General features: G+C 68.2%; 24 protein-coding genes. 7 read left to right on the plus strand and 17 right to left on the minus strand.

Going from position 1 to position 23870, the window contains the following annotated elements:
• The 10 genes from tsaD to pdxR all read right to left on the minus strand — a co-directional run bounded on the left by tsaD (nt 1) and on the right by pdxR (nt 9839).
• Nucleotides 1-1023, minus strand: a complete 1023-nt coding sequence (tsaD, locus tag ACRCUN_RS04550) for a tRNA (adenosine(37)-N6)-threonylcarbamoyltransferase complex transferase subunit TsaD (RefSeq protein ID WP_462140460.1) — start codon at nt 1021-1023, stop codon at nt 1-3.
• Nucleotides 1020-1484 carry a ribosomal protein S18-alanine N-acetyltransferase gene (rimI, locus tag ACRCUN_RS04555; RefSeq protein ID WP_462140461.1) on the minus strand — a complete coding sequence of 155 codons (465 nt, stop codon included), beginning with the start codon at nt 1482-1484 and terminating at the stop codon, nt 1020-1022. The genes tsaD and rimI overlap by 4 nt, the downstream gene beginning before the upstream one ends.
• Nucleotides 1481-2113, minus strand: a complete 633-nt coding sequence (gene tsaB, locus ACRCUN_RS04560; protein ID WP_462140462.1) for a tRNA (adenosine(37)-N6)-threonylcarbamoyltransferase complex dimerization subunit type 1 TsaB — start codon at nt 2111-2113, stop codon at nt 1481-1483. Before tsaB ends, rimI begins: the two co-directional genes overlap by 4 nt.
• Nucleotides 2110-2577 carry a tRNA (adenosine(37)-N6)-threonylcarbamoyltransferase complex ATPase subunit type 1 TsaE gene (gene tsaE / locus ACRCUN_RS04565; protein WP_462140463.1) on the minus strand — a complete coding sequence of 156 codons (468 nt, stop codon included), beginning with the start codon at nt 2575-2577 and terminating at the stop codon, nt 2110-2112. Before tsaE ends, tsaB begins: the two co-directional genes overlap by 4 nt.
• Nucleotides 2570-3658 (minus strand): alpha/beta fold hydrolase, encoded by a 1089-nt coding sequence (locus tag ACRCUN_RS04570; RefSeq protein ID WP_462140464.1) that lies wholly within the window; start codon nt 3656-3658, stop codon nt 2570-2572. The genes tsaE and ACRCUN_RS04570 overlap by 8 nt, the downstream gene beginning before the upstream one ends.
• Complete coding sequence (alr, locus tag ACRCUN_RS04575; RefSeq protein ID WP_462140587.1) at nt 3655-4824, minus strand: alanine racemase; 1170 nt, start codon at nt 4822-4824, stop codon at nt 3655-3657. Before alr ends, ACRCUN_RS04570 begins: the two co-directional genes overlap by 4 nt.
• A 61-nt stretch (nt 4825-4885) precedes the next feature.
• Entirely contained in the window at nt 4886-5521 is a 636-nt protein-coding gene (locus tag ACRCUN_RS04580) for an AAA family ATPase (protein ID WP_462140465.1), read from the minus strand.
• A gap of 10 nt (nt 5522-5531) precedes the next feature.
• Nucleotides 5532-6926 carry a glutamate decarboxylase gene (locus tag ACRCUN_RS04585; RefSeq protein WP_462140466.1) on the minus strand — a complete coding sequence of 465 codons (1395 nt, stop codon included), beginning with the start codon at nt 6924-6926 and terminating at the stop codon, nt 5532-5534.
• 19 nt (nt 6927-6945) lie between these two features.
• Nucleotides 6946-8358, minus strand: a complete 1413-nt coding sequence (locus ACRCUN_RS04590) for an NAD(P)H-hydrate dehydratase (protein WP_462140467.1) — start codon at nt 8356-8358, stop codon at nt 6946-6948.
• 80 nt (nt 8359-8438) lie between these two features.
• Entirely contained in the window at nt 8439-9839 is a 1401-nt protein-coding gene (pdxR, locus tag ACRCUN_RS04595; RefSeq protein WP_462140468.1) for a MocR-like pyridoxine biosynthesis transcription factor PdxR, read from the minus strand.
• A gap of 66 nt (nt 9840-9905) precedes the next feature.
• Between pdxR and ACRCUN_RS04600 the strand changes: the two genes are divergently transcribed.
• A complete protein-coding gene (locus ACRCUN_RS04600) occupies nt 9906-10811 on the plus strand; it encodes a DMT family transporter (RefSeq protein WP_462140469.1) in 906 nt (301 codons plus the stop codon).
• A 25-nt stretch (nt 10812-10836) separates the two neighbouring features.
• Here the strand turns inward: ACRCUN_RS04600 and ACRCUN_RS04605 are convergent, their stop codons facing one another.
• Nucleotides 10837-11478 (minus strand): TetR/AcrR family transcriptional regulator C-terminal domain-containing protein, encoded by a 642-nt coding sequence (locus tag ACRCUN_RS04605; RefSeq protein WP_462140470.1) that lies wholly within the window; start codon nt 11476-11478, stop codon nt 10837-10839.
• Nucleotides 11479-11543: 65 nt separating this feature from the next.
• Between ACRCUN_RS04605 and ACRCUN_RS04610 the strand changes: the two genes are divergently transcribed.
• Together ACRCUN_RS04610 and ACRCUN_RS04615 are read left to right on the plus strand one after the other, a co-directional pair.
• On the plus strand, nt 11544-12485 hold the full coding sequence (locus tag ACRCUN_RS04610) for a PDR/VanB family oxidoreductase (protein ID WP_462140471.1): 942 nt from the start codon (nt 11544-11546) through the stop codon (nt 12483-12485).
• Nucleotides 12486-12493: 8 nt separating this feature from the next.
• Nucleotides 12494-13165 (plus strand): MSMEG_1061 family FMN-dependent PPOX-type flavoprotein, encoded by a 672-nt coding sequence (locus tag ACRCUN_RS04615; RefSeq protein WP_462140472.1) that lies wholly within the window; start codon nt 12494-12496, stop codon nt 13163-13165.
• Nucleotides 13166-13180: 15 nt separating this feature from the next.
• On the opposite strand, the gene ACRCUN_RS04620 is transcribed toward ACRCUN_RS04615, so the two are convergent.
• Nucleotides 13181-14119: an alpha/beta fold hydrolase gene (locus ACRCUN_RS04620; RefSeq protein WP_462140473.1), complete on the minus strand. Its 939-nt coding sequence runs from the start codon at nt 14117-14119 to the stop codon at nt 13181-13183.
• A gap of 33 nt (nt 14120-14152) precedes the next feature.
• Complete coding sequence (gene glmS, locus ACRCUN_RS04625) at nt 14153-16018, minus strand: glutamine--fructose-6-phosphate transaminase (isomerizing) (RefSeq protein WP_462140474.1); 1866 nt, start codon at nt 16016-16018, stop codon at nt 14153-14155.
• A 67-nt stretch (nt 16019-16085) separates the two neighbouring features.
• On the opposite strand from glmS, the gene ACRCUN_RS04630 reads away from it, so the two are divergent.
• Nucleotides 16086-16928 (plus strand): dienelactone hydrolase family protein, encoded by an 843-nt coding sequence (locus tag ACRCUN_RS04630; protein ID WP_462140475.1) that lies wholly within the window; start codon nt 16086-16088, stop codon nt 16926-16928.
• Between the two features lie 37 nt (nt 16929-16965).
• On the plus strand, nt 16966-18006 hold the full coding sequence (locus ACRCUN_RS04635) for an LLM class F420-dependent oxidoreductase (RefSeq protein ID WP_462140476.1): 1041 nt from the start codon (nt 16966-16968) through the stop codon (nt 18004-18006).
• On the opposite strand, the gene ACRCUN_RS04640 is transcribed toward ACRCUN_RS04635, so the two are convergent.
• On the minus strand, nt 18003-18719 hold the full coding sequence (locus ACRCUN_RS04640; protein ID WP_462140477.1) for an SDR family oxidoreductase: 717 nt from the start codon (nt 18717-18719) through the stop codon (nt 18003-18005). The two genes, ACRCUN_RS04635 and ACRCUN_RS04640, sit on opposite strands and share 4 nt — an antisense overlap.
• A 71-nt stretch (nt 18720-18790) precedes the next feature.
• On the opposite strand from ACRCUN_RS04640, the gene ACRCUN_RS04645 reads away from it, so the two are divergent.
• Entirely contained in the window at nt 18791-19669 is an 879-nt protein-coding gene (locus ACRCUN_RS04645; protein ID WP_462140478.1) for a LysR family transcriptional regulator, read from the plus strand.
• Nucleotides 19670-19784: 115 nt separating this feature from the next.
• Nucleotides 19785-20537, plus strand: a complete 753-nt coding sequence (locus ACRCUN_RS04650; RefSeq protein WP_462140479.1) for a hypothetical protein — start codon at nt 19785-19787, stop codon at nt 20535-20537.
• Nucleotides 20538-20628: 91 nt separating this feature from the next.
• On the opposite strand, the gene ACRCUN_RS04655 is transcribed toward ACRCUN_RS04650, so the two are convergent.
• From ACRCUN_RS04655 to glmM, 3 genes are read right to left on the minus strand one after another with little or no spacing between them, the layout of a single operon-like run.
• Nucleotides 20629-22080, minus strand: coding sequence for a hypothetical protein (locus ACRCUN_RS04655; protein WP_462140480.1), 1452 nt, complete (start codon nt 22078-22080; stop codon nt 20629-20631).
• A gap of 3 nt (nt 22081-22083) precedes the next feature.
• Entirely contained in the window at nt 22084-22389 is a 306-nt protein-coding gene (locus ACRCUN_RS04660; RefSeq protein ID WP_462140481.1) for a type VII secretion target, read from the minus strand.
• A 41-nt stretch (nt 22390-22430) separates the two neighbouring features.
• Nucleotides 22431-23768: a phosphoglucosamine mutase gene (glmM, locus tag ACRCUN_RS04665; RefSeq protein ID WP_462140482.1), complete on the minus strand. Its 1338-nt coding sequence runs from the start codon at nt 23766-23768 to the stop codon at nt 22431-22433.
• Nucleotides 23769-23870: the final 102 nt, after the last annotated feature.

Raw genomic sequence — 23870 nt, forward strand, 5'->3', positions numbered from 1 at the left:
TCACGCCACCTGGCCCTTGACCACCGGCAGTCCCGGATCGCTGGCCGCGTCCAGGGGCGACGGCTTCGCGCCCGCGGCGATCAGGTGTGCGGCGAACGACGCGATCATCGCACCGTTGTCGGTGCACAACCGGGGCCTCGGGACGCGCAGTGTCAAACCTGCTGCCGCACATCGCTCTTCGGCAAGCTGACGCAGACGCGAGTTCGCCGCCACGCCTCCGGCGATCAGCAGGGTGGAGACGCCGAGATCGGTCGCGGCGCGGACGGCCTTGGCGGTGAGCACATCGGCGACCGCCTCCTGGAAGCCGGCCGCCACATCGGCCTGCGCCGCATCGGGATTGGCCTCGACATACCGTGCGACGGCGGTCTTGAGACCCGAGAAGCTGAATGCGTACGGATCGTCGCGCGGCCCGGTCATCCCGCGCGGGAACACGATGGCATCGCGATCACCCGTGCGGGCCAGATCGTCGAGGACCTTGCCGCCCGGGTAGCCGAGCCCGAGCAGCCGCGCCACCTTGTCGTAGGCCTCCCCGGCCGCGTCGTCGACCGTGCTGCCCAACTCGACGATGGGCTCCCCCAGCGACCGCACATGCAACAGATGCGTGTGCCCGCCCGACACCAGCAGGCCCACGCTCTCCGGCAGTTGGCCGTGGTCGTACACGTCGGCAGCCAGATGCCCGCCGAGGTGGTTGACGGCATAGAACGGCACGTTCCAGCCAGCGGCGTAGGCCTTGGCCGCGGCCACACCTACGAGCAGCGCACCGGCGAGCCCCGGCCCGATGGTCGCGGCGACGACGTCGGGTTTGTCGATGCCCGCGGCGTCGAGGGCGCGGCGCATGGTGGGGCCGAGCGCTTCGAGATGGGCGCGGGACGCGATCTCCGGCACGACGCCGCCGAACCGGGCGTGTTCGTCGACGCTGGAGGCGACCTCGTCGGCAAGCAGGCTGACCGTGCCGTCGTCGGCGAGATCGGCGATGCCGACTCCCGTTTCGTCACACGAGCTTTCGATGGCCAGGATGATCATGTCGAGCCCTCCTGGGGCAGGCGTTGCATGGTGTAGGCGTCGGCTCCGCTGGCCCGGTAGTACCGCTTGCGCAGGCCGATGTTGACGAATCCGGCGCTCTCGTACAGTTTGATCGCCGGTTCGTTGTCTGTGCGGACTTCGAGGAAAACCGTTCCTCCGGAAGCGAATTCGAGCATGTCGTCGAGCAGGCGGCGGCCGATTCCCTGGCCCTGGAAGTCCGGGTCGACGCCGATGGTATGGATCTCGTACTCGTACGGGCGCATCCGGCCCAGCCGCGCGATGCCGGCGTAGCCGACAAGCCTGCCGTCACTGCGCGCGGCGATGTAGCGCGTGTGATTGGCGGCCAACTCGGCCAGGAACGCCCGCGCCGGCCACGGATCGTCACCGGCGAACAGCTGCGACTCCAACTCCGCGCAGCGGTCGGCGTCGGAGCGGGTGAGCGCGTCATACACGATCGTCATTTCCGCACCGCGGCCGAGGGTTTGGCGTCGGGCCGGCGAAGATACAGCGGCACCAGCGGCGCGGGCGCGCCCCAATCAGCCACGGCTGCGACCAAACCGGCAGGCGTCGGGTACACCGCCTCCAGCACGGGCAGTTCGAACAGCACGGTGTGCTCGGGCGATCCGGCGACTGCCGCCGCATCGGCACGGACGTCGGCCGGCGAGTTGACCGCGGGACCGTCGACGCGCACGCCGTCGCGGTAACGGGCCCAATACACCTCGCGGCGGCGCGCATCGGTGACCACCAGTACGTCGCCGGTCGTGCGCCCGCCGATCGCGTCGAGACTGCACACGCCGTGCACCGGGACGCCAAGGGCGTGACCGAAAGCCGCCGCACTTGCCATACCGACCCGCAGCCCGGTGAATGGTCCTGGCCCGCAGCCGACGACGACCGCGTCGAGGTCCTCGACACTGACCCCGGCGTCGGACAACGCGCCGAGCACATTGGGGGTGAGTTGTTCGGCGTGTGCGCGGGCGTCGACGGTCACCCGCTCGGCGAGTGCGGTCACCGAACCGTCGCCGGCCCGACGGACCACGCCTGCGGTGACAGCCGGGGTGGCTGTGTCGATGGTCAGGATCAGCTGAGTCATGGCGTGCTCCACTGCCAGATCGCGGTGCGCACGTCGGTCGCAGAATCGCGTTCGATGCGGATGTCGAGGTGATGTTCGGAGAGCCGCTCGGCCAGGCCTTCGCCCCATTCGACGACCACCACCGCGTCGTCGAGATCGGTGTCGAGGTCGAGCGCGTCGAGTTCACCGAGCAGGTCGGCGCCGGGATGGTCGAGCAGCCGGTACATGTCGACGTGCACCATGGCCGGGCGGCCGGCCTGCCGCGCGCGGTGCACCCGGGCCAGCACGAATGTCGGTGACACGACGGGCCCGTCCACGTCCATCGCCTGGGCGATTCCCTTGGCCAGCACCGTTTTTCCCGCACCAAGCGGTCCGGACAACACGACCACGTCACCGGCTTGCAGCCCATCGCCGAGGCTCGCCCCTAGCGCGATGGTGTCCTCGGCGGTGGGCAGTTCGGCGCTGCCGCCTGTGCGCTCAGCCATTGGGCCGGACCCGATCTCGCACGCGCCGGGCGAGCGTCACCAGTTTGGACGGGGTGGCCCGCTCGACGAGACGGACGAGCGCGTCGTCGATCACCTCGGGCTCCTCAAGCTGCACCAGATGGCCGGCTCCCCCGACGATCACCAGCTCCGACTTTGGTAGCTGCTCTGCCATGGCCTTCGAGTATTCCATCGGAGTGAGCAGATCCCGGTCACCGCAGGCGATCAGCGTGGGAATTCTGGCCAGGACCTTCAGGGCAGCCGTTTCGTCGTGCACCTCGAGCGCATGCAGGAACTCCACCAGGGTCGTGATCGGGGTGTCGTGCATCATCCGCCCGGAGAACGCCACCACACTCGGGCTGATCTTCTCGTCGCCGAACGAGGCCGCCTGCAGGATGGGGGCGATCAGCGATCGCGCGGCGCCCCGCGTGCGGTGCACAAGCCCAGGTGCGTACCGGGCGGCGAACCGTACCGCCTCCAGGGCCGGATTGCGCAGAATCTCGCCGAGCGGTGACCGGTTGACGCCCTCGGCGGCCGACGCGATGAGTGCCGCACCGACGATCCGCGACCCGTAGCGCCGCGGGTGCTGGCGGGCGTGAGACAGCACGGTCATGCCACCCATCGAGTGGCCGACCAGTACGACCGGACCCTTCGGAACGGTTACCGCCAGAACGGTTTCCAAGTCGCGGCCCAGCTGCTCGACGGTGTACGTGTCCGGCGGCGCCTCACCGGACTGGCCGTGGCCACGCTGGTCGTAGAACACCATGCGGACCTGCGGGCCCCACTGCTCGGCCAGCCGGGCGCGTTGAAAGTGGAAGGCTCCCATGCGCAGACAGAACCCGTGGGCGAACACGACGGTCAGCGGGGCATCGGCAGGCCCGACCTCACGCACCGCGAGCGGCACGCCGTCCGACGTCGTCACCACCGAACTGCGGTCCGCGTCGAGCAGCTCGAAATCCTCACCGGCGTACGGGTCCTCGAGGCCGACACGGCGGGCGAGGGAGCGCGCGACCGACACGCCTGCCACCGTGCCGACAGCCGTCAGCCCGGCCGCGCCCGCGAGCCAGCGTGCGTTGCCGCTCAACGGTTGTGACCTGCCGGCAGATAGGTGCGGGTGACGCGGCCGCGTGGGCTCGTGACGACCTCGTAATGAATGGTGTCGAGCAGCTCGGCCCAGTCTTGCGCGGTCGGTTCCCCCTGGGTGCCGGGACCGAACAGGATCGCCTCGTCACCCTCGGTGACATCGGCGGCGTCCGGCCCGAGGTCGACGACGAACTGGTCCATGCATATCCGCCCGACCGCGCGGCGACGCCTGCCGTTGATCAGCACGTCGATCCGCCCGCTCAACGAGCGGTAGACGCCGTCGGCATACCCGATCGGCAGCAACGCGAGCGTGGTGTCGCGATCGGCCACCCACACATGCCCATAGGAGACCCCGTCGCCGGCCCGCACCGAACGCACAAGGGCCACCGGGCATTTCAGCGTCATCGCGGGCCGCAATCCCATGTCACCGCGCTCGGGGATCGGGCTCAGGCCGTAGACGGCGATGCCCGGTCGCACCATGTCGTACGTCAGGTCCGGCCGGGTCATCGCGGCAGGCGAGTTGCACAGATGCGCGACCTCGAACGCCACGCCCTGATCGCGGGCATATGCGCGCATCTCGGTCAGGCGCTGTCCCTGCAGATCGTTGAACGGGTTCTCCGGGTCGTCGCCGTGCACAAGGTGGCTCATCAGGCCACGCAGCCGGATGGCACCATCGGCCTGCGCACGGCGCAGCCCGGTCAGCATCGCCGGATAGTCGGCCGCGCTGACCCCGTTGCGGCTCAGCCCGGTGTCGGCCTTCACCGTCACCGTCGCTGTCCGGCCGGTGTGCTTAACCGCCGCAAGGAGCTCGTTCAGCTGCCGCAGCGACGACAGGGCCACCTCGACGTCCGCCGCGACGGCCGGGGTGAAGTCGGTCCCAGGCGGGTGCAGCCAGGCCAGTACCGGCGCCGTAAGGCCGCCGTTGCGCAGCGCCAGCGCCTCCGGGATGGTCGCGACGCCGATTTCGGCCGCTCCCGCGGCGAGCGCGGCCTGCGCGACCTGCATGGCCCCGTGGCCGTAACCATCGGCCTTGACCACCGCCATCACCCGCGCGGTGCCTGCGTGTTCGCGCAAGACTCGCACGTTGTGCTCGATGGCACCAAGATCGACGACTGCCTGCGCCGATGCGTGCGGCGTGAGCGCGGTCGTGAGTTCGGTCGTCTGCATCGTCATATCACCGTCGCCCATTGTCCCAGAGCGGTGTGGCAGGGCGGTTCGGCGCTCGGTCTCAGAGCCGGATGTGGCGCAGAGTGACGGCGACGCGACGCAGCCGCGCCCGCACCGCACCCTCGGTGTTCGGTGCCAACGACACCCCGGCGATCCCCGCGATGCGCTCGGCCACCTCGGGTATCCCCAGGTTGTCGGTCCAGATCTGGTCGGCGAACTCGGGGCGCGTCAGATTCTGCAGGCCGCGGTCCAGCCGTTCGACCGCGAATGCTTCCCGGCGGAGCATGGCGTCCTGCTTGCCGGCGTGGCGCAGCAGTCCCCCGAAGCCGAGGCCACGATCGCTCAACCGGTTCAACACCGTCTCGCGCCTCGCCAGCAGCGCGAAATGGAACACGTCGTGGCCGACGTCGCGCAGGCGGCCCACGGTCTCGGCGAAGTAGCGCGGTTCGATGACGGTCATCGGCGCGATCACCGGCCCGTCGTACTGCCGCAGGGTGCTGTCGAGTACCTCGAACACGCCTTGCCGCCACGCCGGCAGATCCTGGAAGTCACGCCGCAACTGCCGCGGCATCGTGCGGTTCAGCCCGTACCCGACGAATTCGGGATCGCAGACGACGCTGCCGCTCAGCCGGCGGTGCAGTTCGAACGCCGTCTGGGTCTTGCCGACACCGAACGGCCCGTTGATCCACAGCAGCACGCCGCCCAGGCTAGTGCGCGAACGGCTGCACCTCGTCGAACTGCCCACCCGGCTTGAGTTCGTCGAGGTGCTTGAGCACCGTGATGGTGTCGTCCTTGAGCGCACGGGCCAGATCCGCCGAGAAGCCTTCTCGCACCACCACACGCAGTACGACGACGTCGGTGGCGCCCTCGGGCATGGTGTAGGCCGGTACCTGCCAGCCGTAGGCGCGCAGGGCCTGGGACACGTCGAATTCGGTGTAGCCCGGGTTGCCCTTGAGCCGGAAGCTGACGACGGGGATCGCCGAACCGTCGGTGATCAGCTCGAAATGCTCGCTGTCTCGCAGTTCGTCACCCAGCCACCGCGCGGTCTGCGACAGGCACTGCATCACCTGGGTGTATCCGGCCCGGCCGAGCCGCAGGAAGTTGTAGTACTGGCCCACCACCTGGTTGCCCGGCCGCGAGAAGTTCAGTGTGAACGTCGGCATGTCACCGCCGAGATAGTTCACCCGGAAGACCAGGTCTTCGGGCAGGTGTTCCTTGTTGCGCCACACCACGAACCCGATGCCGGGATAGGTCAGCCCGTATTTGTGGCCGCTGACGTTGATCGACACCACCCGCGGGAGCCGGAAGTCCCACTCGAGATCGGGGTGGATGAAGGGGACGACGAATCCGCCGCTGGCCGCATCGACGTGCACGGGCACGTCATGGCCGCCGTCATCAGCGGATTTGTCCAGGGCTGCGCAGATTTCGGCAATCGGCTCCAGCTCGCCGGTGTAGGTGGTGCCGAGTATCGCGACGACGCCGATCGTGTCCTCGTCGACCGCCTCGAGCACCTGTTCGGGTGTGATGACGTAGCGGCCCTCGGCCATCGGCAGATACCGCGGCTCGACGTCGAAGTACCGGCAGAACTTCTCCCACACCACCTGAACGTTGGCGCCCATCACGAGGTTCGGCGTGCGGCCCTTCCACGCATCGCCCTTCTCGCCGCCCACCTTGGCGCGCCAGCGCCACTTCATCGCGAGCCCGGCCAGCATCACGGCCTCACTCGACCCGATGGTCGACACTCCGACGGCGCTGGCGGGATCGTCGTCGCGCAGATCTTCGGCGTGGAACAGATCGGCGACCATCGACACACACCTGGCCTCGATCGCGGCGGTGGCGGGGTACTCGTCCTTGTCGATCATGTTCTTGTCGAACGTCTCGGCCATCAGCTTCTCGGCCTCGGGGTCCATCCACGTGGTGACGAAGGTCGCGAGGTTCAGGCGCGAGCTGCCGTCGAGCATCAGCTCGTCATGGATGAAGCGGTATGCCGCCGCCGGATCCATGGCTTCATCCGGCAGGCGTAGTGACGGAACCGGGGCCATGGCCAACCGTCCGGTGTAAGCCGGCGAGACATGCGGACCGCGAGAGTGCTTGTGCGACATGACAACCTTTCGGACTTCGTTACAGGGCCGCGATCGCGCCGCGGACGTGGGCGAGGATGCGTGATGCCGAGGTCGGCGCCGGATTCGGACCGGGGTCGGCAGCCGACAGATTGGCCGCGCGGGCATGTACGAACGCCGCGGCCGCGGCGGCCTCTCCGGACGGCAGGCCGGCCGCCAGCAGCGCGCCGATCATTCCGGACAGCACGTCGCCGGAGCCCGCAGTCGCGGCCCACGACTGTCCGGCCGGGTTGAGATACGTTGCCGCACCGGGCTGCGCGATGACGGTGACGTTGCCCTTGAGCAGCACCGTCACGCCGAGCCGCGCGGCGAGGTCACGCGTCGCGGCGACGCGGTCGTCGCCGACGGGCTTGCCGGCCAGCCGCTGGTATTCCCCGGCGTGCGGCGTCAGGACGGTCGGCGCGCTGCGGCCCGCGACCGGGCCGGAATCGGCTGCCAGCAAGGTCAGTGCGTCGGCGTCGGCGATCACCGGCAGGTCGGATTCCAACGCGAACCGCAGCGCGGCCTTCGCGGTGTCGTCGGTGCCGAGCCCGGGCCCGACGACCCAGGCCTGCACCCGGCCGGCTTCCTGCGGACTCGGTGCGGCGACCACCTCGGGCCAGTGTGAAAGCACTTGCGCGGCAGCGCTTCCGGCATAGCGCACCATGCCGGACGTGGCGGCGACGGCGGCGCCGGTGCTCAGTACCGCCGCTCCCGGATATGTCGCCGAACCGGACAGCACGCCGGTGACACCCTGGGTGTATTTGTCGTCGCGCGGCCCTGGCACCGGCCAGCGGGCCTTGACGTCGGCCGCCTCGAATCCGATGAGGTCGGTGCGCGCCAGGTCGAGTCCGATGTCGACGAGTTCGATGCGGCCGCATTCGCCCAGCGCGTGTACGGGTTTGAGCCCGCCGAAGGTGACGGTGACAGCCGCGTGCACGTACGGGCCGTCGGCCGCGCCGGTGTGCACGTCGATGCCGCTGGGGATGTCGACCGCGACGACCGGTGCGGTGTTGGTGGCGAACACCGCCTCCGCGTTCGGGCGCAACGGGCCGCGCCCGGAGATACCCACCACGCCGTCGATTACCAGATCGGTTGCCGCATCGATGTTTTGTACGATGCGGCCGCCGGCGGACCGAAACGCCGCGAGCGATTCGGGGTGGGTGCGATCCGGGTTGAGCAGCACGGCGTCGGCCGCCGCTCCCCTGCGGCGCAGGAAGGTGGCTGCCCACAGCGCGTCACCACCGTTGTCGCCAGAGCCCACCACGGCACAGATTCGCCGGCCCGCGATCCCGCCCGTACGCGTCCTCAGCTCGCGCCCGATCGCGGTCGCGAGACCGTAGGCAGCGCGGCGCATCAGGGCTCCGTCGGGCAGCGATGCCAACAGTGGCGCCTCGGCTTCACGGATCGCGTCGGCGGAGTAGTAGTGCCGCATCAGCTCCCATTCCGCTCGTCGTGTCCGCGCGTCAACAGGTTACGTGCGTTTGCTCGGTGGGGTCAGGATTTGATGGCCGATCAACCCACGATCCGCGCGATGATCGCGCCTGCCTCACGCAACCGGTCCGGCGGATGCGAGGCGTAGCCGAGAACCAACCCCGGCGCTCCGGGCAGCCGCCGGTGCCACGACAGCGGATGGACGAACACACCGGCGTCGCGCAGTTCGTCGGCCAGCGCAACGTCGTCGACATTGTCGGGCAGGACGGCCAACAAGTGCAGGCCCGCGGCGACCCCGGTCACCCTGGCCGCCGGTAGCGCGGCCAAGGCTTCGAGCAACGCATCACGCCGGGCACGGTGTCGTGCGCGGACCAGGCGGATGTGGCGGTCGTACTCGCCGGACTCCAACAACCGCGCCAGTACGAGCTGCGGCACGGTCGGGCTGCCGAGATCGGTGGCGTGCTTGGCGGCCACCAGGTCGGCGTAGCGTCGCCGCGGTGGAACCAGCCAGCCGAGCCGTAGCGCGGGCGCCAGGCTCTTGGACGTGCTGCCCGCGTAGGCGATACGGTCCGGCGCGGAGGGGTGCAGTGCCGGGACCGGCGCCCGGTCGTAGCGGTACTCGGCGTCGTAGTCGTCTTCGATCACCAATTCGCCATCCCACGCGAGCAGCTCACGGCGCCGCCGCGGGCCGAGCACGACACCGGTCGGGAACTGGTGAGCCGGCGTGAGAAATACTGCGGAGGAACTACTTTCGGCCAGCGCGTGCACCTGGATGCCGTCATCGTCGACGGGCACCGGGACGGCCCGCAGGCCCCAGTACTCCAGTTCGTCGACGGCACCGCGCGAGCCCGGATCCTCGACCGCGATGGTGTCGATACCTTCACGCTGCAACTGCTGCGCCAAGAGCGCGGCGGCCTGTGCCACCCCGGCGACGATCAGGATGTCATCGGGATCGATGCGCAGCCCACGGGTGCGGCCCAGCCACGGCGCGAGCGCCGACCGCAACCGCGGATGCCCCCGCGGATCGCCGTAGCCCAGGTCTTCCTGCGACGTCTCCGCGAGCACGGCCCGTTCGGCCCGCAACCACGTACTGCGCGGGAACGCCGACAGGTCGGGCACGCCGGGTGAGAGGTCGATGCCCGCGCCGACGGGCAGCCGTGGCCGCGGGAGGCGGGGCCGACCTGAGGGAGAGACGGTGCGTGCGGGTCGCGGTGGCTGGACGGGTCGCGCCAGCACGCGGGTGCCGCCGCCCGTGCGCCCGCTCACCAGGCCTTCGTCGGCCAGCCTGCGATACGCCTCGACGACCACCCCGCGGGACACCGCGAGCTCGTCGGCCAGGATCCGGGTGGCCGGCAGCCGAACGCCCGGGGTGAGCAGGCCGTCGGCGATCGCGCCGCGTAGTGCATCCACGAGCCAGCCCGTGAGGCCACGTGCCGGCGCGGAAGCGGGGTCGAGCTGCAGAAAATCCGCGCCCGGAGCCATTTGGTCCATTACATATGTCCAAACTTGGTGCTGTCTGATGAACCATGCTGCGCCGAACATGGGGTGATGTCCAGCCCTATCCGCGCCGGCCTGTTCGGTGCACTCGGCATGACGTTCGTCGGCGGCAGCGTCGCGGTGTCCGGCGCACTTGCCGACGCGCCGCTGCACACCGCCCAAGCGCTGCGCTACGCCATCGCCTGCCTGTTGTTGCTCGCCTGGGTCCGCCTCACCGGCCGTCCACTGCGGCGCCCTCGTGGCGCGGAGTGGCTCTGGCTGCTCGGCGTCACCGCGACGGGCCTGGTGTTGTTCAACGTGGCGCTCGTGCACGGCTCGCGGCACGCCGAGCCAGCCGTGCTGGCCGTCGCCGTCGCGTGCGTGCCCGTTGCGCTGGCCACGGTCGGCCCCCTGCTGGAAGGCCACCGGCCGCGCACGCGAATCCTCGTGGCGGCGCTGGTGGTGAGCGCGGGTGCCGTTGTGGTCGAAGGTCTCGGCCGCGCCGATGCGATCGGTCTGGCCTGGGCCGTAGTGGTGTTCGCCTGCGAGGCCGGCTTCACACTGCTGGCCGTCCCGGTTCTGGCCTCACACGGCCCGGCAGGCGTTTCGGTGCACACCACCTGGTTGGCGGCGGCCATATTCGGCGTGCTCGCACTGACGACCGAGGGTTGGTTCGCAGCAGCACATTTCGACGTCGGTGAAGTGCTGGCGATCGGCTATCTCGCCATCGGCGTCACCGCGATCGCGTTCATCCTCTGGTACACGTGTGTCCGCTGGTTGGGCGCCGGGCGGGCCGGCCTGTTGACGGGCGTGGCACCGGTCGCGGCCGCGGTCATCGGCATCCCGCTGACGGGAGATATCCCCGGTGTGGCGGTGTGGTGCGGTGTCGGGTTGATCGCGTGCGGGCTGGCGATGGGCTTGGGCGACAACGCCGAGCGTGAGCTTGTTGGTCAGATTCCGGCGAAAACCCGCAATTAAGTTCACATTCGGCGGCGGCTCGCCGTCACGCCCCCGGGTCCAGGCCGAATCGGATGCCCGAAACCAGCAGATTCAGGCCGAATTCGAACCGTCCGTCGAAGTCGAGTAATTGCTCGACGGGGCTGGACGCAAGGTGCGGATAGTTACCGGCGTGCAACACGCCCTCGAGCGTCTCCAACTCACCACCGGTGGCACCCTGCTGCTCAAGCACCTCCCCCAATACGTAACAGAAGACCGCACCGGCGGCCCACAACGCGGAGTCGCCGACCAACCCGATCGCCTGCATACAGCCGACGAGCGTGTCGATGTAGGTCAGGTTCGCACTCTTGGCAGCATAGTTTCCGCCGACGATCCGGGCTCCGTCACGTTGCGCCAATAACGCCGAACGCAGCCCTGCGGCAAGACTTTTGACCCGAGTCGCCCAGTCAGTGCTGTCCGGCGGGAAATCTGACATAGCGTTCGCGAGAATCGTCTCCGCCATCTCGTCCATCAGCGCGTCTTTACCGTCGACGAGCCGGTAGATGGTCGGCAGATGCGCGTTCAGCCGGTCAGCCAGCCGCCGCATCGTCAGCGATTCCAACCCGCCCTCGTTGATGAGCGACAGAGCTTCGGCCACGACTCGTTCCGGACTGAGGTTCACCAGTGCGACCCGATGCCCAGTTGACACGTTAACAATGTTAACACTACGCTCTGACCTGCAATTAACATTGTTAATGGAACGGAGGACGTCACGTGACCGAAGGGATCGGCGTCGCCGTGCGCCAGCTCCGGTGGGAGGCTGACGGCGTCGTGTCCGTGCAGTTGCAGCCGTCCGCCGGTGGCCTTCTTCCGCCCTGGAATCCCGGCGCCCACATCGACCTGGTGCTGCCGACCGGCATCCGACGCCAGTACTCGTTGTGCGGCCCGGTCGGCGAGCGGTCTTACTACCGGATCGGAGTTCGGCGCGAACGTGCCAGCCGCGGCGGCTCGGAGTATGTGCACGCGTTCCTGCGGCCGGGTCAGCGCCTGATGATTGCCGGTCCGCGAAACACGTTCGAACTGCGACGCGCCGATTCATACGTGTTCGTAGCCGGCGGCATCGGCATCACGCCGATCATTCCGATGATCCGTCAGGCCGAATCCTGGGGTCTCGACTGGAAGCTTCTCTATGGCGGGCACACCGCTGCCTCGATGCCGTTCCTCGACGAACTTCGCGCGCACGGTTCCCGCGTGAGCTTCTTTCCATCGGACGCGGACGGCCGGATACCTATGGCCGAACAGTTCGCCCACATCCGCGCCGGAGTGAAGATATACGCGTGCGGTCCACCGACGATGCTTGCCGCGCTTGAAGACGCGACCTCACACTGGCCGCCGGACAGCCTGCAGCTCGAGCGTTTCAAGCCAAGGTCGAAACCGTCGACGCCGGACAGGCCGGTGGAGGTGGTGTGCGCGGCGTCGAGCAAGACCATCACCGTTTCCGAGGATCAGAGCATCCTTACCGCACTGGAAGCCGGCGGCGTCAATGTGCCGTCGTCGTGCCGGTCAGGGATTTGCGGAGCTTGCGAAACCCGCGTGCTCGGGGGTGTTCCCGACCATCGCGACGACATTCTTTCCGAAACCGAGCGAACCGCGAATGACCGCATGTACGTATGTGTTTCGCGTGCGCAAACCCCACGGCTCGTTCTCGACGTGTGAGGGCAGAGATGCAATCGACTGACACCACGGCCGCGGACGCATACGCGCCGATCACGATGGAGCGCATCCGCGAGGTCGTCGGCTTCCCGGAACGGTTCATCGCGGAGAAGAAGGAACCCAAACTGGGCGAATTCTCCGCCCGGTTCATCGCGCACAGCCCATTCTTCTGCATGTCCACGGTTGGCGCTGACGGCCAGCTCGATACCAGTCCGCGGGGAGACCCACCGGGTTCGGTGCGCATTCTGGATCCGTGGACGCTCGCGATTCCCGACCGGCCCGGCAACAAGCTCGCCGACACTCACGAGAACATCACCAGTCATCCCGCAGTTGGGCTTGTCTTCTTCGTGCCCGGCCTTCGCGAGGTGATCCGGGTGAACGGTGACGCATTCGTCACCGACGATCCCGAACTACTCGAAATGCTCAGCGCAGACGGCAAACCGGCGGTGCTGGCGACAATCGTGCGGATTCGCGAAGTGTTCGGCCAATGCGGCAAGGCCGTCATTCGGGCCAAGCTGTGGGAGGGCGACAGCCGCGGGCTCGCCGAAGCGGTGACCCTCGGCGGGGATTTCTACACCCTCACCATCACCGAAAGCGCTGCGAAGATGAGCGAGAACCTCGGCGACCTCGCCGGTGCGCTGCACGCGGTCATCGACGACCATTACAAGAACGATCTGTATTGATATCGCTCACAAGGTTCACGTTCGGCGGATGCCGTCGACGTCGTCCCACATCCGGCCGGCCCGCTCGGCGATCTCGTTCGGGTACTCGCCGTTGATGGCGTGAGAGGCATCGGGCCAGATCTCGACCTGACCGTGTGGCAGCAGACGGCGGGCACGCTCGGCGGCGCGCCGCGCGTCGAGCATGACGCTGCGCCCCGCCAGCAGCGCGAGTACCGGCACGTCGAGTGAGCGCAACTGCGCATCGGTGAACAACTTCGGCATCGGGTTGCGGAGCACGAAATCCTTTGCACCCGACGCGATCAGCTCCGCCTCGGTTTCTGCGGCCTCAATGTCGGCCCCACCGGATATCCAGGACATCACGCCGCGTCGCCACTTCTCGGGCACCCCCGGCGCGAGGAGCGCGACCGAGGCAAGCATCGGCTTGAGGGGCACGCCCGCGAACGTGAAGACGGGATCGAGCAGCGTGATCGACGCTATCCGGCGCGGCCGGTGCACCGCACAGTTCGCCGCTGTCCAGCCGCCCATGGATACCCCGAGCAGATGTGCGCGCTCGAATCCGAGTCCGTCAAGGGCCTCGTCGAGCCACCGCGCCTGGTCTTCGGCATGCCGAATCCTCGTGTGCTGCACCGACAACCCGGCCTCGCCCAGCAGATCGATGCCGTAGACAGTGCGCCGCTGCAGCAGCGGGCCGAGGTTCGTGAGATACATCGGCGTCGACGCATTGCGGCCCGGCAACAACACGACCGGCGCACCGTCGTCGGGTCCGCTGAATCGGTAGGCCCGCACGGATCCGAATGAGCTTGGCACGTCGAAGAGTTCGAAATCCGGCAGCTGGGCCATGCCGTTGCGATAGGTGGCGAGGAAGTGGTCGAACGCCGCCGCGCTGACGAACGCCCCGAGGTCGCCCCGGCTCCACCGGGGTGCGATGTTGACGTCTGGTACCGCGAGGTCCATCAGAGCGGGGCCCCGAACGTGAACAAGAGACGACTATTCGACGGTGACGGACTTGGCCAGGTTGCGCGGCTTGTCGACGTCGTAGCCGCGGGCCCGGGCCACGCCGGCCGCGAACACCTGCAGCGGAATCGTCGACAGCAGCGGCTGGAAAAGCGTTGACACCGCCGGTATCTCGATCAAATGATCGGCGTACGGACGTACCGTGTCGTCGCCTTCCTCGGCGATGACCACTGTGATGGCACCGCGCGCCTGGATCTCGCGGATGTTCGACAGCAGCTTGGCGTGCAGTGTCTGGGCGTTCTTGGGCGACGGCATCACGACGATCACCGGCAGATCCTCATCGATCAGCGCGATCGGGCCATGTTTGAGCTCGCCGGCCGCGAAGCCCTCGGCGTGCATGTACGCGAGTTCCTTGAGCTTGAGCGCACCCTCCAGCGCCACCGGGTAACCGACATGGCGGCCCAGGAACAACACCGTCGAGGACAGTGCGAACCGTTGCGCCAACTGGCCCACCGGGGCAATGCCGGCCAGCACGCGGCCAACCAGATCCGGCATGGATTCCAGCTCGCGGTACTCGCGCTCGACCTCGTCGGGGTATTTGGTCCCGCGGGCCTGCGCCAGCGCCAGGCCAACAAGATAGTTGGCGGCGATCTGGGCGAGGAACGTCTTGGTGGCGGCCACACCGATCTCCGGCCCGGCGCGCGTGTAGAGCACCGCGTCGGCCTCACGCGGGATCTGGCTGCCGTTGGTGTTGCAGATGGCCAGCACCTTGGCCTTCTGGGTCTTGGCGTGCCGCACGGCTTCGAGCGTGTCGGCGGTCTCGCCGGACTGCGAGATCGCGATCACGAGCGTGCTGCGGTCCAACACCGGGTCGCGATAACGGAACTCGCTCGCGAGCTCGACCTCGACGGGCAGCCGGGTCCAATGCTCGATCGCGTATTTGGCGAGCAGACCCGAGTGATAGGCCGTCCCGCACGCGACGATGAACACCTTGTCGATCTCGCGGAGTTCCTGATCGCTCATCCGCTGTTCGTCGAGGACGATCCGCCCGTCGACGAAATGCCCGAGCAGCGTGTCGGCGACGGCCGTGGGCTGCTCGGCGATCTCCTTGAGCATGAAGTAGTCGTAGCCGCCCTTTTCAGCGGCCGACAGGTCCCAGTCGATGTGAAATTCGCGGTAGTCGACATCGGTGTTGCCGTAGAAGTCGCTGATCCGGTAGCCATCGGCGGTCAGCACCACCGCCTGGTCCTGTCCGAGCTCGACGGCGTTGCGGGTGTGCTCGATGAACGCGGCCACATCGGAGCCGAGGAACATCTCGCCCTCACCCACGCCGAGCACCAGGGGGGTGGACCGGCGCGCCGCCACGATCGTCCCAGGATCGTCGGCGTTGGCGAACACCAGCGTGAAGTGGCCCTCGAGGCGTTGCAGGACGCTCAGCACCGACGCGGTGAAATCGCCCGCGGTGTCGCCGTGCGTGTACTGCCGGGCCACCAGGTGGACGGCCACCTCGGTGTCGGTGTCGCTGGCGAATTCCACGCCGACCGCTTCGAGCTCGGTGCGCAGGGCGGCGAAGTTCTCGATGATGCCGTTGTGGACGACGGCGATCTTGCCTGCCGCGTCGCGGTGCGGGTGTGCGTTGCGGTCGGTAGGCCTGCCGTGCGTCGCCCACCGGGTGTGGCCGAGGCCCGTGCTGCCGGTCAGGACGTTGTCGTCGGTCTCGGCGAGGGCCGCTTCGAGGTTGGCCAACCGGCCTGCGCGTCGCCGCACCGTCAATCCGCCGTGACCGTCGATCAGGGCGATACCTGCGGAGTCATAACCGCGGTACTCCATGCGGCGCAGCGCGTCGACCACGATGTCGCGGGCCGGGCGCGTCCCGACGTAGCCGACGATTCCACACATAGGGCTCCAGGGTAGTGCACCACCTACCTGGCGCCCGATTCTGCGAGGTGTGGGCTACGGTCAACGGGTGGCCAGCACCAAGAAGCTCTTCGCTGCGTTGACCCGCCGCGGGCCGCACCGCGTATTGCGCGGTGACCTGGCTTTCGCCGGCGTACCGGGTGTCGTCTACACCCCGGAATCCGGCCTGAACCTGGCCGGTGTCGCGTTCGCCCACGACTGGATGGCAAAGTCCGACAACTACACCAAGACGCTGGAGCACCTGGCGTCCTGGGGCATCGTCGCCGCGGCGCCGAACACCGAGACCGGGCTGGCCCCGTCGGTGCTCAACCTCGCATTCGACCTGGGCGCGACGCTCGACATCGTGAGCGGTGTGCGGCTCGGGCCGGGCAAGATCAGCGTCCACCCCACCAAGCGGGGTCTCGTCGGCCACGGGTTCGGCGCGTCCGCGGCGGTGTTCGCCGCGGCCGGTATGCCGAACAAGCCCAGAGCCGTCGCCGCCCTGTTTCCCACGGTCACCAAGCCGCCTGCCGAACAGCCTGCCGCGACGCTGCAGGTGCCCGGCCTGGTGCTGACCGATCCGGGCGATCCCATGACGCTGCGCTCGAACGCCGTCGAACTCGCGCGGGCCTGGGACGGCGCGACGCTGCGCACGGTCGACGACATCAAGGCCGGCGGGCTGATGGAAGGACGCAGGCTGGCCCGTGTCCTCGGCCTCCCCGGCGCCCACCGCGGCACCCAGAAGATCGTGCGAGCCCTGCTGACCGGCTACCTGCTCGCCACATTGGCCGGTGACAAGACCTACAAGGATTTCGCCGATCCCGAGGCCCAGCTGCCCCACACCCAGATACCCGATCCCAACGCGGATCCGGTCGCGCTGGAAGACAAGGTCGTCGCCCTACTCAAGCCCTGAGTGCACCCAACCAACCGGTTGGGTATATAACTCGGTGATGCGGACGGGCATCTTTCTGAGTTATGCCGGTGGCTTCAAGGAGGCCGCCGACCAGGTCGTCGAACTGGAGAAGGTCGGCGTCGACATCGCGCTGGTCGCCGAGGCGTACTCCTACGACGCGATCAGCCAACTCGGCTACCTGGCCGCCAAGACCTCGACCATCGAACTGGGCACCGGGGTGGTGCCGATCTACACCAGGACCCCGTCGCTGCTGGCGATGACGGCGGCCGGGGTCGACTACGTGTCCGACGGACGGTTCCGCCTCGGTATCGGCACCTCGGGCCCGCAGGTGATGGAGGGTTTTCACGGCGTGCCGTTCGACGCCCCGCTCGGCCGCACGCGCGAGGTCGTCGAGATCTGCAGGCAGGTGTGGCGCCGGGAGAACGTCGACTACGACGGCAAGTACTACCAACTGCCACTGCCCGCCGACCGCGGGACCGGCCTGGGCAAGTCGCTGCACCTGATCAATCACCCGGTGCGCGAACGTATTCCGATCACCATCGCGGCCCTGGGACCGAAGAACGTCGAGCTGACGGCCGAGATCGCCGAGGGCTGGCAACCCGTGTTCTACTTCCCCGAGAAGGCCGATGACGTATGGGGCGAGGCGCTGCGCGCCGGTTTCGCCAAACGCGATGCGGCGCTCGGTCCGCTCGATGTCATGGTGAGCGCAAGCCTGGCCATCGGCGACGATGTCGAGGACCGGCTGGCGTGGGCGAAACCCCAACTGGCCCTTTACATCGGCGGCATGGGTGCACGAGGCAAGAACTTCTACCACAACCTCGCGACCCGGTACGGGTTCGGCGAGGTGGCCGACCGCATCCAAGACCTCTACCTCGCGGGCAAGAAGGCCGAAGCCACAGAGGCCGTGCCCGACGAATTGGTCCGCAACGTGTCGCTGGTCGGGCCGAAAAGTTTCGTCAAAGAGCGGCTGGCCGCCTACGCCGAAGCCGGGGTGACGACGCTGCTGGTGCACCCGCTGGCGACCGACAGCGCCGAATCCGTCCGGTTCTGCGCGGAATTGGTGTCGCTGACGCGTTAGACCAGGACCGTGCCGCCGTCGACCGTGAGCACCACGCCCGTGCCGAACTCCTGTTCCATGAAGTAGACGTAGGCCAACGCGGTGTCGGTGGGCTCACCGATCCGCCCCACCGGAAGCTGTTGCACGTACCGCTCGACGATTGCCTGACGGTCGGCGTCGCTCAACGCCGACCACAGCGGCGTCACGATCGGGCCGGGCGCGACGGCGTTGACCCGCAGCGGCGCCAGTTCGATCGCCAACGCCCGGGTCATCGCGTTGATGGCACCGCACACCGCGGTGGGCAAAATCCCCAATCCGGGCTTCTCGGCGGCCGTGCCGCTCGTGAGGGTGATCGAGCCACCCGCGCTGATGCGCGACGCGAAGACCCGGATGGCCTGCAGTTGACCGATGAACCGGGTACCGAAGAAGCCGGTGATCGCCTCGGCGGTGAGATCGTCGAACCCGATCATCTCCAGCGCCTCGCCCGCGGTGAACACCAGATGATCGATCGGGCCGACCTCGTCGGCCAGCCGGGTCAACGACTCGGGGTCGGTGAGATCGACGGTGAACCCGCGCGCATCGTCGGGCAGCGCCGCCAGTGCGCTGTCCACACTGGACTGCTTGCGCGACACCACGATCGGGACGCCACCGCGGTCGGCGACGGCAGCCGCGACACCCAGGCCGATGCCCGACGTGCCGCCGATGATCAGGACGCGTGCGTTCTTGAGGTTCATGTCTCCACTGTCCGACCGACCGCCCGGGTTCGTCCAAGACTCTTTTCGTCGTCCGGCGATACCCTTGAGGTATGAGTGGCACCGACCTCGATCTGCGCAAGCTGCGCTACTTCGTCGCGGTCGCCGAAGAGCTGAACTTCGGCCGCGCGGCCCATCGCCTGCACATCGCGCAACCAGTGCTGTCCCGCCAGATCCGGGCCTTCGAGGACGAACTCGGCGCTCAGCTGTTCACGCGTGGTTCCCGCGGCACCCAGCTGACCCCGGCGGGTACACAACTCCTGCAAGATGCCAAGGTTGTGCTCGACGAAGCGAAAGCGCTGCGCCAGCGGCTGGCTCGTGTCGCGGCACCCACCGTGACGGTCACGGTCGGGGTGATGCCGGGGCTGCGGGCGACCGCCGCCGCGACAGCGTTCGAAGCCGCCGGGTCGGGCCGCCGCGCGGTGGTGCGTCAGGTCGGCTGGAACGAGCAGGTCGAGGTGGTCCGCGACGGCGAGGTCGACGTCGTCTACGCCCGCGAGCCGATCGACCACGACGGCCTCGGCACCGCACCGCTGCTGGAGGAGCCACTCGACGCCCTCCTGCCCGCCGACGATCCACTGGCCGCGCGGTCATCGGTGCGGTTGGCCGACCTGACCGACCGACTATTGCTGCAGGATCCCGCCACACTGCCGGAATGGCGGGCACAGGCTCCTGCCGAGCAGCGCTGGGCGCCGCCGCGCGCCACGGTGTGCACCGTCGAGGACAAGCTCGAACACGTTGCCGCACGCGTTGGGTTCGTCGTCCTGCCACGGTCGACGACGGCCTATTACCGGCGCCCCGACGTCCGGGTGGTGCCCATCGACGATCTTCGTCCCAGCCACGTCACCCTGATCTGGAATGCGGCTGTCGACAATCCGGTTCGCGACGCATTCGTTGCGGCCGCGCTCGCGTGCCGCGACGACACGATCTGACGCTCCGCCATCGAGTAGGACCGCCGCGGCGCGACCGAAAATGCAGTAGGGCATTACCTCATTCCTTCCCCGCCGCGAGCGTGACGATGATCCGAGACAGCGGAAGGACGGACACATGCGTCACGCAACCACATCGGTCGCCCTCGCCGGCGCCCTCGTATTGCCTCTGGTGACCGTACCGCCGGACATCGAGAGCACGAGAACCGAAGTTCGTGCGGTGCAACCGGCAGCCTTCGCCGAGTATGCCGCCGTGCCGGTGGCCCCGTTGATACTCGGCGACCCGGTCGCCGCAATCCCTCAACCGAGTGATGAACCGTCAACCAACGCCACGTCAGCGGCCGCGAGTGTTGATTGGCGTGCGTTGATCTCAACCATCACGAGCACCGCTGCCGCGTTGATCCTCGCGCCCGTCGTCGTCGCGTTCGTGGGCCTCGCATGGGTGATCTCGCAGATTCAGATCTTCTTCTACAACCGCGAAAATGCCACTACCGCAGCAGTTTTGCCGATTGAGACCTCGGCCCGAACCAAGAGGGAAGCGCCGACGGGGCCCGCAGCGGTGGACGAGGAACCCGCTCCACCGAGGACCGCGAAGTCAGCGAAGTCCTCGGCCAAGGCATCTGAACCAGAGCTGACCAAGCCTGTCCGGCGAGCAGCGACACCTCGGCCCGTGGTGCGCGAATCGTTGGGGACCGGAGAGCGGCTCCGCGGTTTGGCTCAGGTGGGCAATGACCGCCGCTCGACCACGCGCGACACCGCAGAAGACAATCGAGTGACCAAGCGCAAATCCACCTCGCGCGCAACATCGCCGGCCGGCAAATCACGGACACACCGCGACTCCGCTGAGAGCGAATCCGGCACCGACTCCTGACGGGGTCGTCCAGATTTCACCGGCGATATCGCGTTCTGAAACCACATACCCAAATCCTTCGAGGTACTGATGTGACCGATGTGGTCATCGGTCACTGACCGACCTGCGGCAGCTCGTCAGCCGCGATCTCGCACGGCGTTTCGGCCGCAGGCGTAGCGAGTGGCTGGGCGGGCGGTTCGGCAAGCGGCGGCGCCGTCGATACGGGTTCTGGCGGATCTTGCGGTGGGTCAACGCTTTCCGCCTCTTGTGGGCCAACGGGCGCGTCCTCAACCTCCTCGACGGGCTCGTCCTCAGCGTCCTCGGCGTCCTCGGGGTCCTCCTCCCCTTCGTCATCTTCATCGGGTTCATCGTCGATCTCCGGATCCTCGGCGTCCTCGGGGTCCTCCTCCCCTTCGTCATCTTCATCGGGTTCATCGTCGATCTCCGGATCCTCGGCGTCCTCGGCCACCTCGTCGTCGAGGTCCGGCGGCTCACCGCCAAGCGGATCCTCGCCGGGCAACCCCTCAGCCGCAGAGCCGATCAGCCCGCCGAACAGGTCGGCCAACTGTTGACCGGTGCCCGTCAAACCTGCTCCCATGTCGGGCAAACCGCCGCCGGCACCGGGCAATCCCGCGCCGAGCGTCTGCCCTAGACCAGGCGGCGTCACCGGCTCGACCGGTGCCGGTGGTGGAACAGACGCGGGCACGTCGGCCGGGCTCACCGGCGGTGTTGCTGCTGACAAAGTGGGCGGCGGAGACCACGACGGTGCACCGCCCAGGCCCGGAGTGAAACCGGCTGGCACCGTCGGAGCACTCGCGATGCCGACCGATCGTGGTGCGGCATCACGAGCCGCGGCAGCGGGCGCCCATGCCGGGCCCAACGCCCCGGGAATCTCGAACACCGGGACCGGCCCGGACCTCAGCGCGCTGAGGGCCGCATCGTAGGCGTCAGCCACCGCGGTGGTCGAGGATCGCATCGCCGCCAGCCACTCGCCCGCGATCTCGTTGTCCACGAACGGTTTTACCTGCTGGTCGATGAGTTCACTGGCGATGGACCGGTCCCCCAGTCCGGTGGTGACCGTCCGCGCCGCGCCCAGCCACGTACCCCGCTGCGCGCTGTGCCGACCCTCGATCTGCAACGTGAGAGTCACTTTGCGCTCGACGGCCTGCCGCAGTTCATCGGAAAGCTGAGCCAGGGTCGACGCGGCCGCGCGCAGGGCGGCAACGGCGTGTCGTGCTGCGCCACCGTTGCGCTGCAGGAAATCGCTCGACGCTCGCCCGCCACTGCCGAGCCAACTCTCCGACAACACGCGAATCTGACTGTCCTGCAATTGCAATGCCGGCTCCGCCGAGGCCGCGGCCGCGGTGAGCGCTGTGCATTCGGTGTCGATCGTCCGCAGGTTCAATCCCTGTTCGGTGTCATACCACTCGTGCAGCTGACGGGCGTGGCCGGTCAGGTCCTGGTGGTGGTAGCCGAGCAACCGGCAGGCCCACACGTACTCGGCGAAGGTGTCGACGGCCGGCCGGCCGGGCGCCAAAAGGTCTGTGGTGTCGGTGCTCGCCACCGCTCAGCCCACCCGGCTCGCCGCACGGCCGTCGGCAGCGATGTAGCGATCCGCCGAGGTGCGCAGCACGGCAGCGATCTCACGTGCCGCGCGTACCCACTCGTTCAGCGGTTCGGTCAGATCGTCGACAGCGAGGCGAACCGCGTCACCGTGCGCGACGTGCGCCTGCCCCGCGGCCGAACCGTCGAATGCCGGCCGGCTCAACCGCGTCCGGACAGCGGCGTCGACGATATCTGCTGCGGCCTCGTACTGGCGTGCCGCATCCAACAGTGCCGCGACATCGATACGGGCAGCGTCAACTACTCCCATGTCCGGTTAGACGCGGACACGGCCCAACCGGTTCCGCCGAACTAGCGCTGATGGCTCACGGATTCAGCAACCCGCACCGCGAGCTGGCGTGCGGTGTTCTCGTCGGCGGCCTCGACCATCACCCGAACCACCTGCTCGGTGCCCGACGGCCGCAGCAGAATGCGTCCGGTGTCACCGAGTTCCGCTTCGGCCTGCGCCACCGCGGATTGCACCGACGGAGCTTTCGCCACGGTCGCCTTGTCGGCCACCTCGACGTTGATCAGAACCTGCGGCAGGGTCTGCATCGGGGCCGCCAGCGCCGCCAGCGTTGAGCGCGTCTGGGCCATCCGCGACATGAGCCGCAGGCCGGTGAGGATTCCGTCCCCGGTCGTACCGAGGCCGGGCATCACGATGTGGCCGGACTGCTCGCCACCGAGCGAGAACTCGCCGGCCCGCAGCTCTTCGAGCACGTAACGGTCACCGACGCTCGTGGTGCGGACCTCGATGCCGGCCGCGCGCATGGCCAGATGCAGGCCGAGATTGCTCATCACCGTGGCCACCAACGTGTTGGACGCCAGCTCGCCGGCTTCCTGCAACGCCAGGGCCAGCACCACCATGATCGCGTCGCCGTCGATCACCTGCCCGGTCGCGTCGACCGCCAGGCAGCGGTCGGCGTCGCCGTCGTGAGCCAGGCCGAGATCAGCCCCCTGCTCGACGACCGCGGCCTGCAACACCTCCATGTGGGTGGAGCCGCAGCCGTCGTTGATGTTGAGGCCGTTGGGTTCGGCGTTGATCGCGATGACGTTGGCGCCCGCGGCCCGGTACGCGCGAGGCGCGGCCGCCCATGCGGCACCGTGCGCACAGTCGACGACGACGGTGAGCCCCTCAAGCCGGGTAGTGACGGCCTTGCTCACGTGGCGCAGATAGCGGTCCAGGGCGTCCTCGGCGTCGACCACCCGGCCGATTCCGGCGCCCGTCGGCCGCTGGCCCGGCCCCGCGTTGACCAGTTCTTCTATGCGGTCTTCGGTGGCGTCGTCGAGTTTGTGGCCGCCGGGACCGAAGATCTTGATGCCGTTGTCGGGCATCGGGTTGTGCGATGCCGAGATCATCACGCCGAAGTCGGCGTCGTAGGCGCTGGTCAGATAGGCCACAGCGGGTGTCGGCAGGACCCCGACGCGCAGCGCGTCGACACCCTCGCTGGTGAGGCCGGCAATGACCGCGGCTTCCAACATCTCGCCGCTGGCCCTTGGGTCCCGCCCCACCACGGCGACCCGCCGCCCATGTCCGGCGGCATTGCCGAGACGCCGGGCAGCCGCTGAGCCGAGCGCCAGCGCCAGCTCCGCGGTCAGATCGCGATTGGCGACGCCGCGCACGCCGTCGGTGCCGAACAGTCGAGCCATGCCCTTAAACTTCTCATAATTTCCCGTCCAAAACACAACCGACGAGGTCAACGACCGTGCCGCGGCCCAATCGGTACCGGATCGAGACAAACGAAATCGCCG

The organism is Mycobacterium venezuelense, assembly GCF_054919535.1.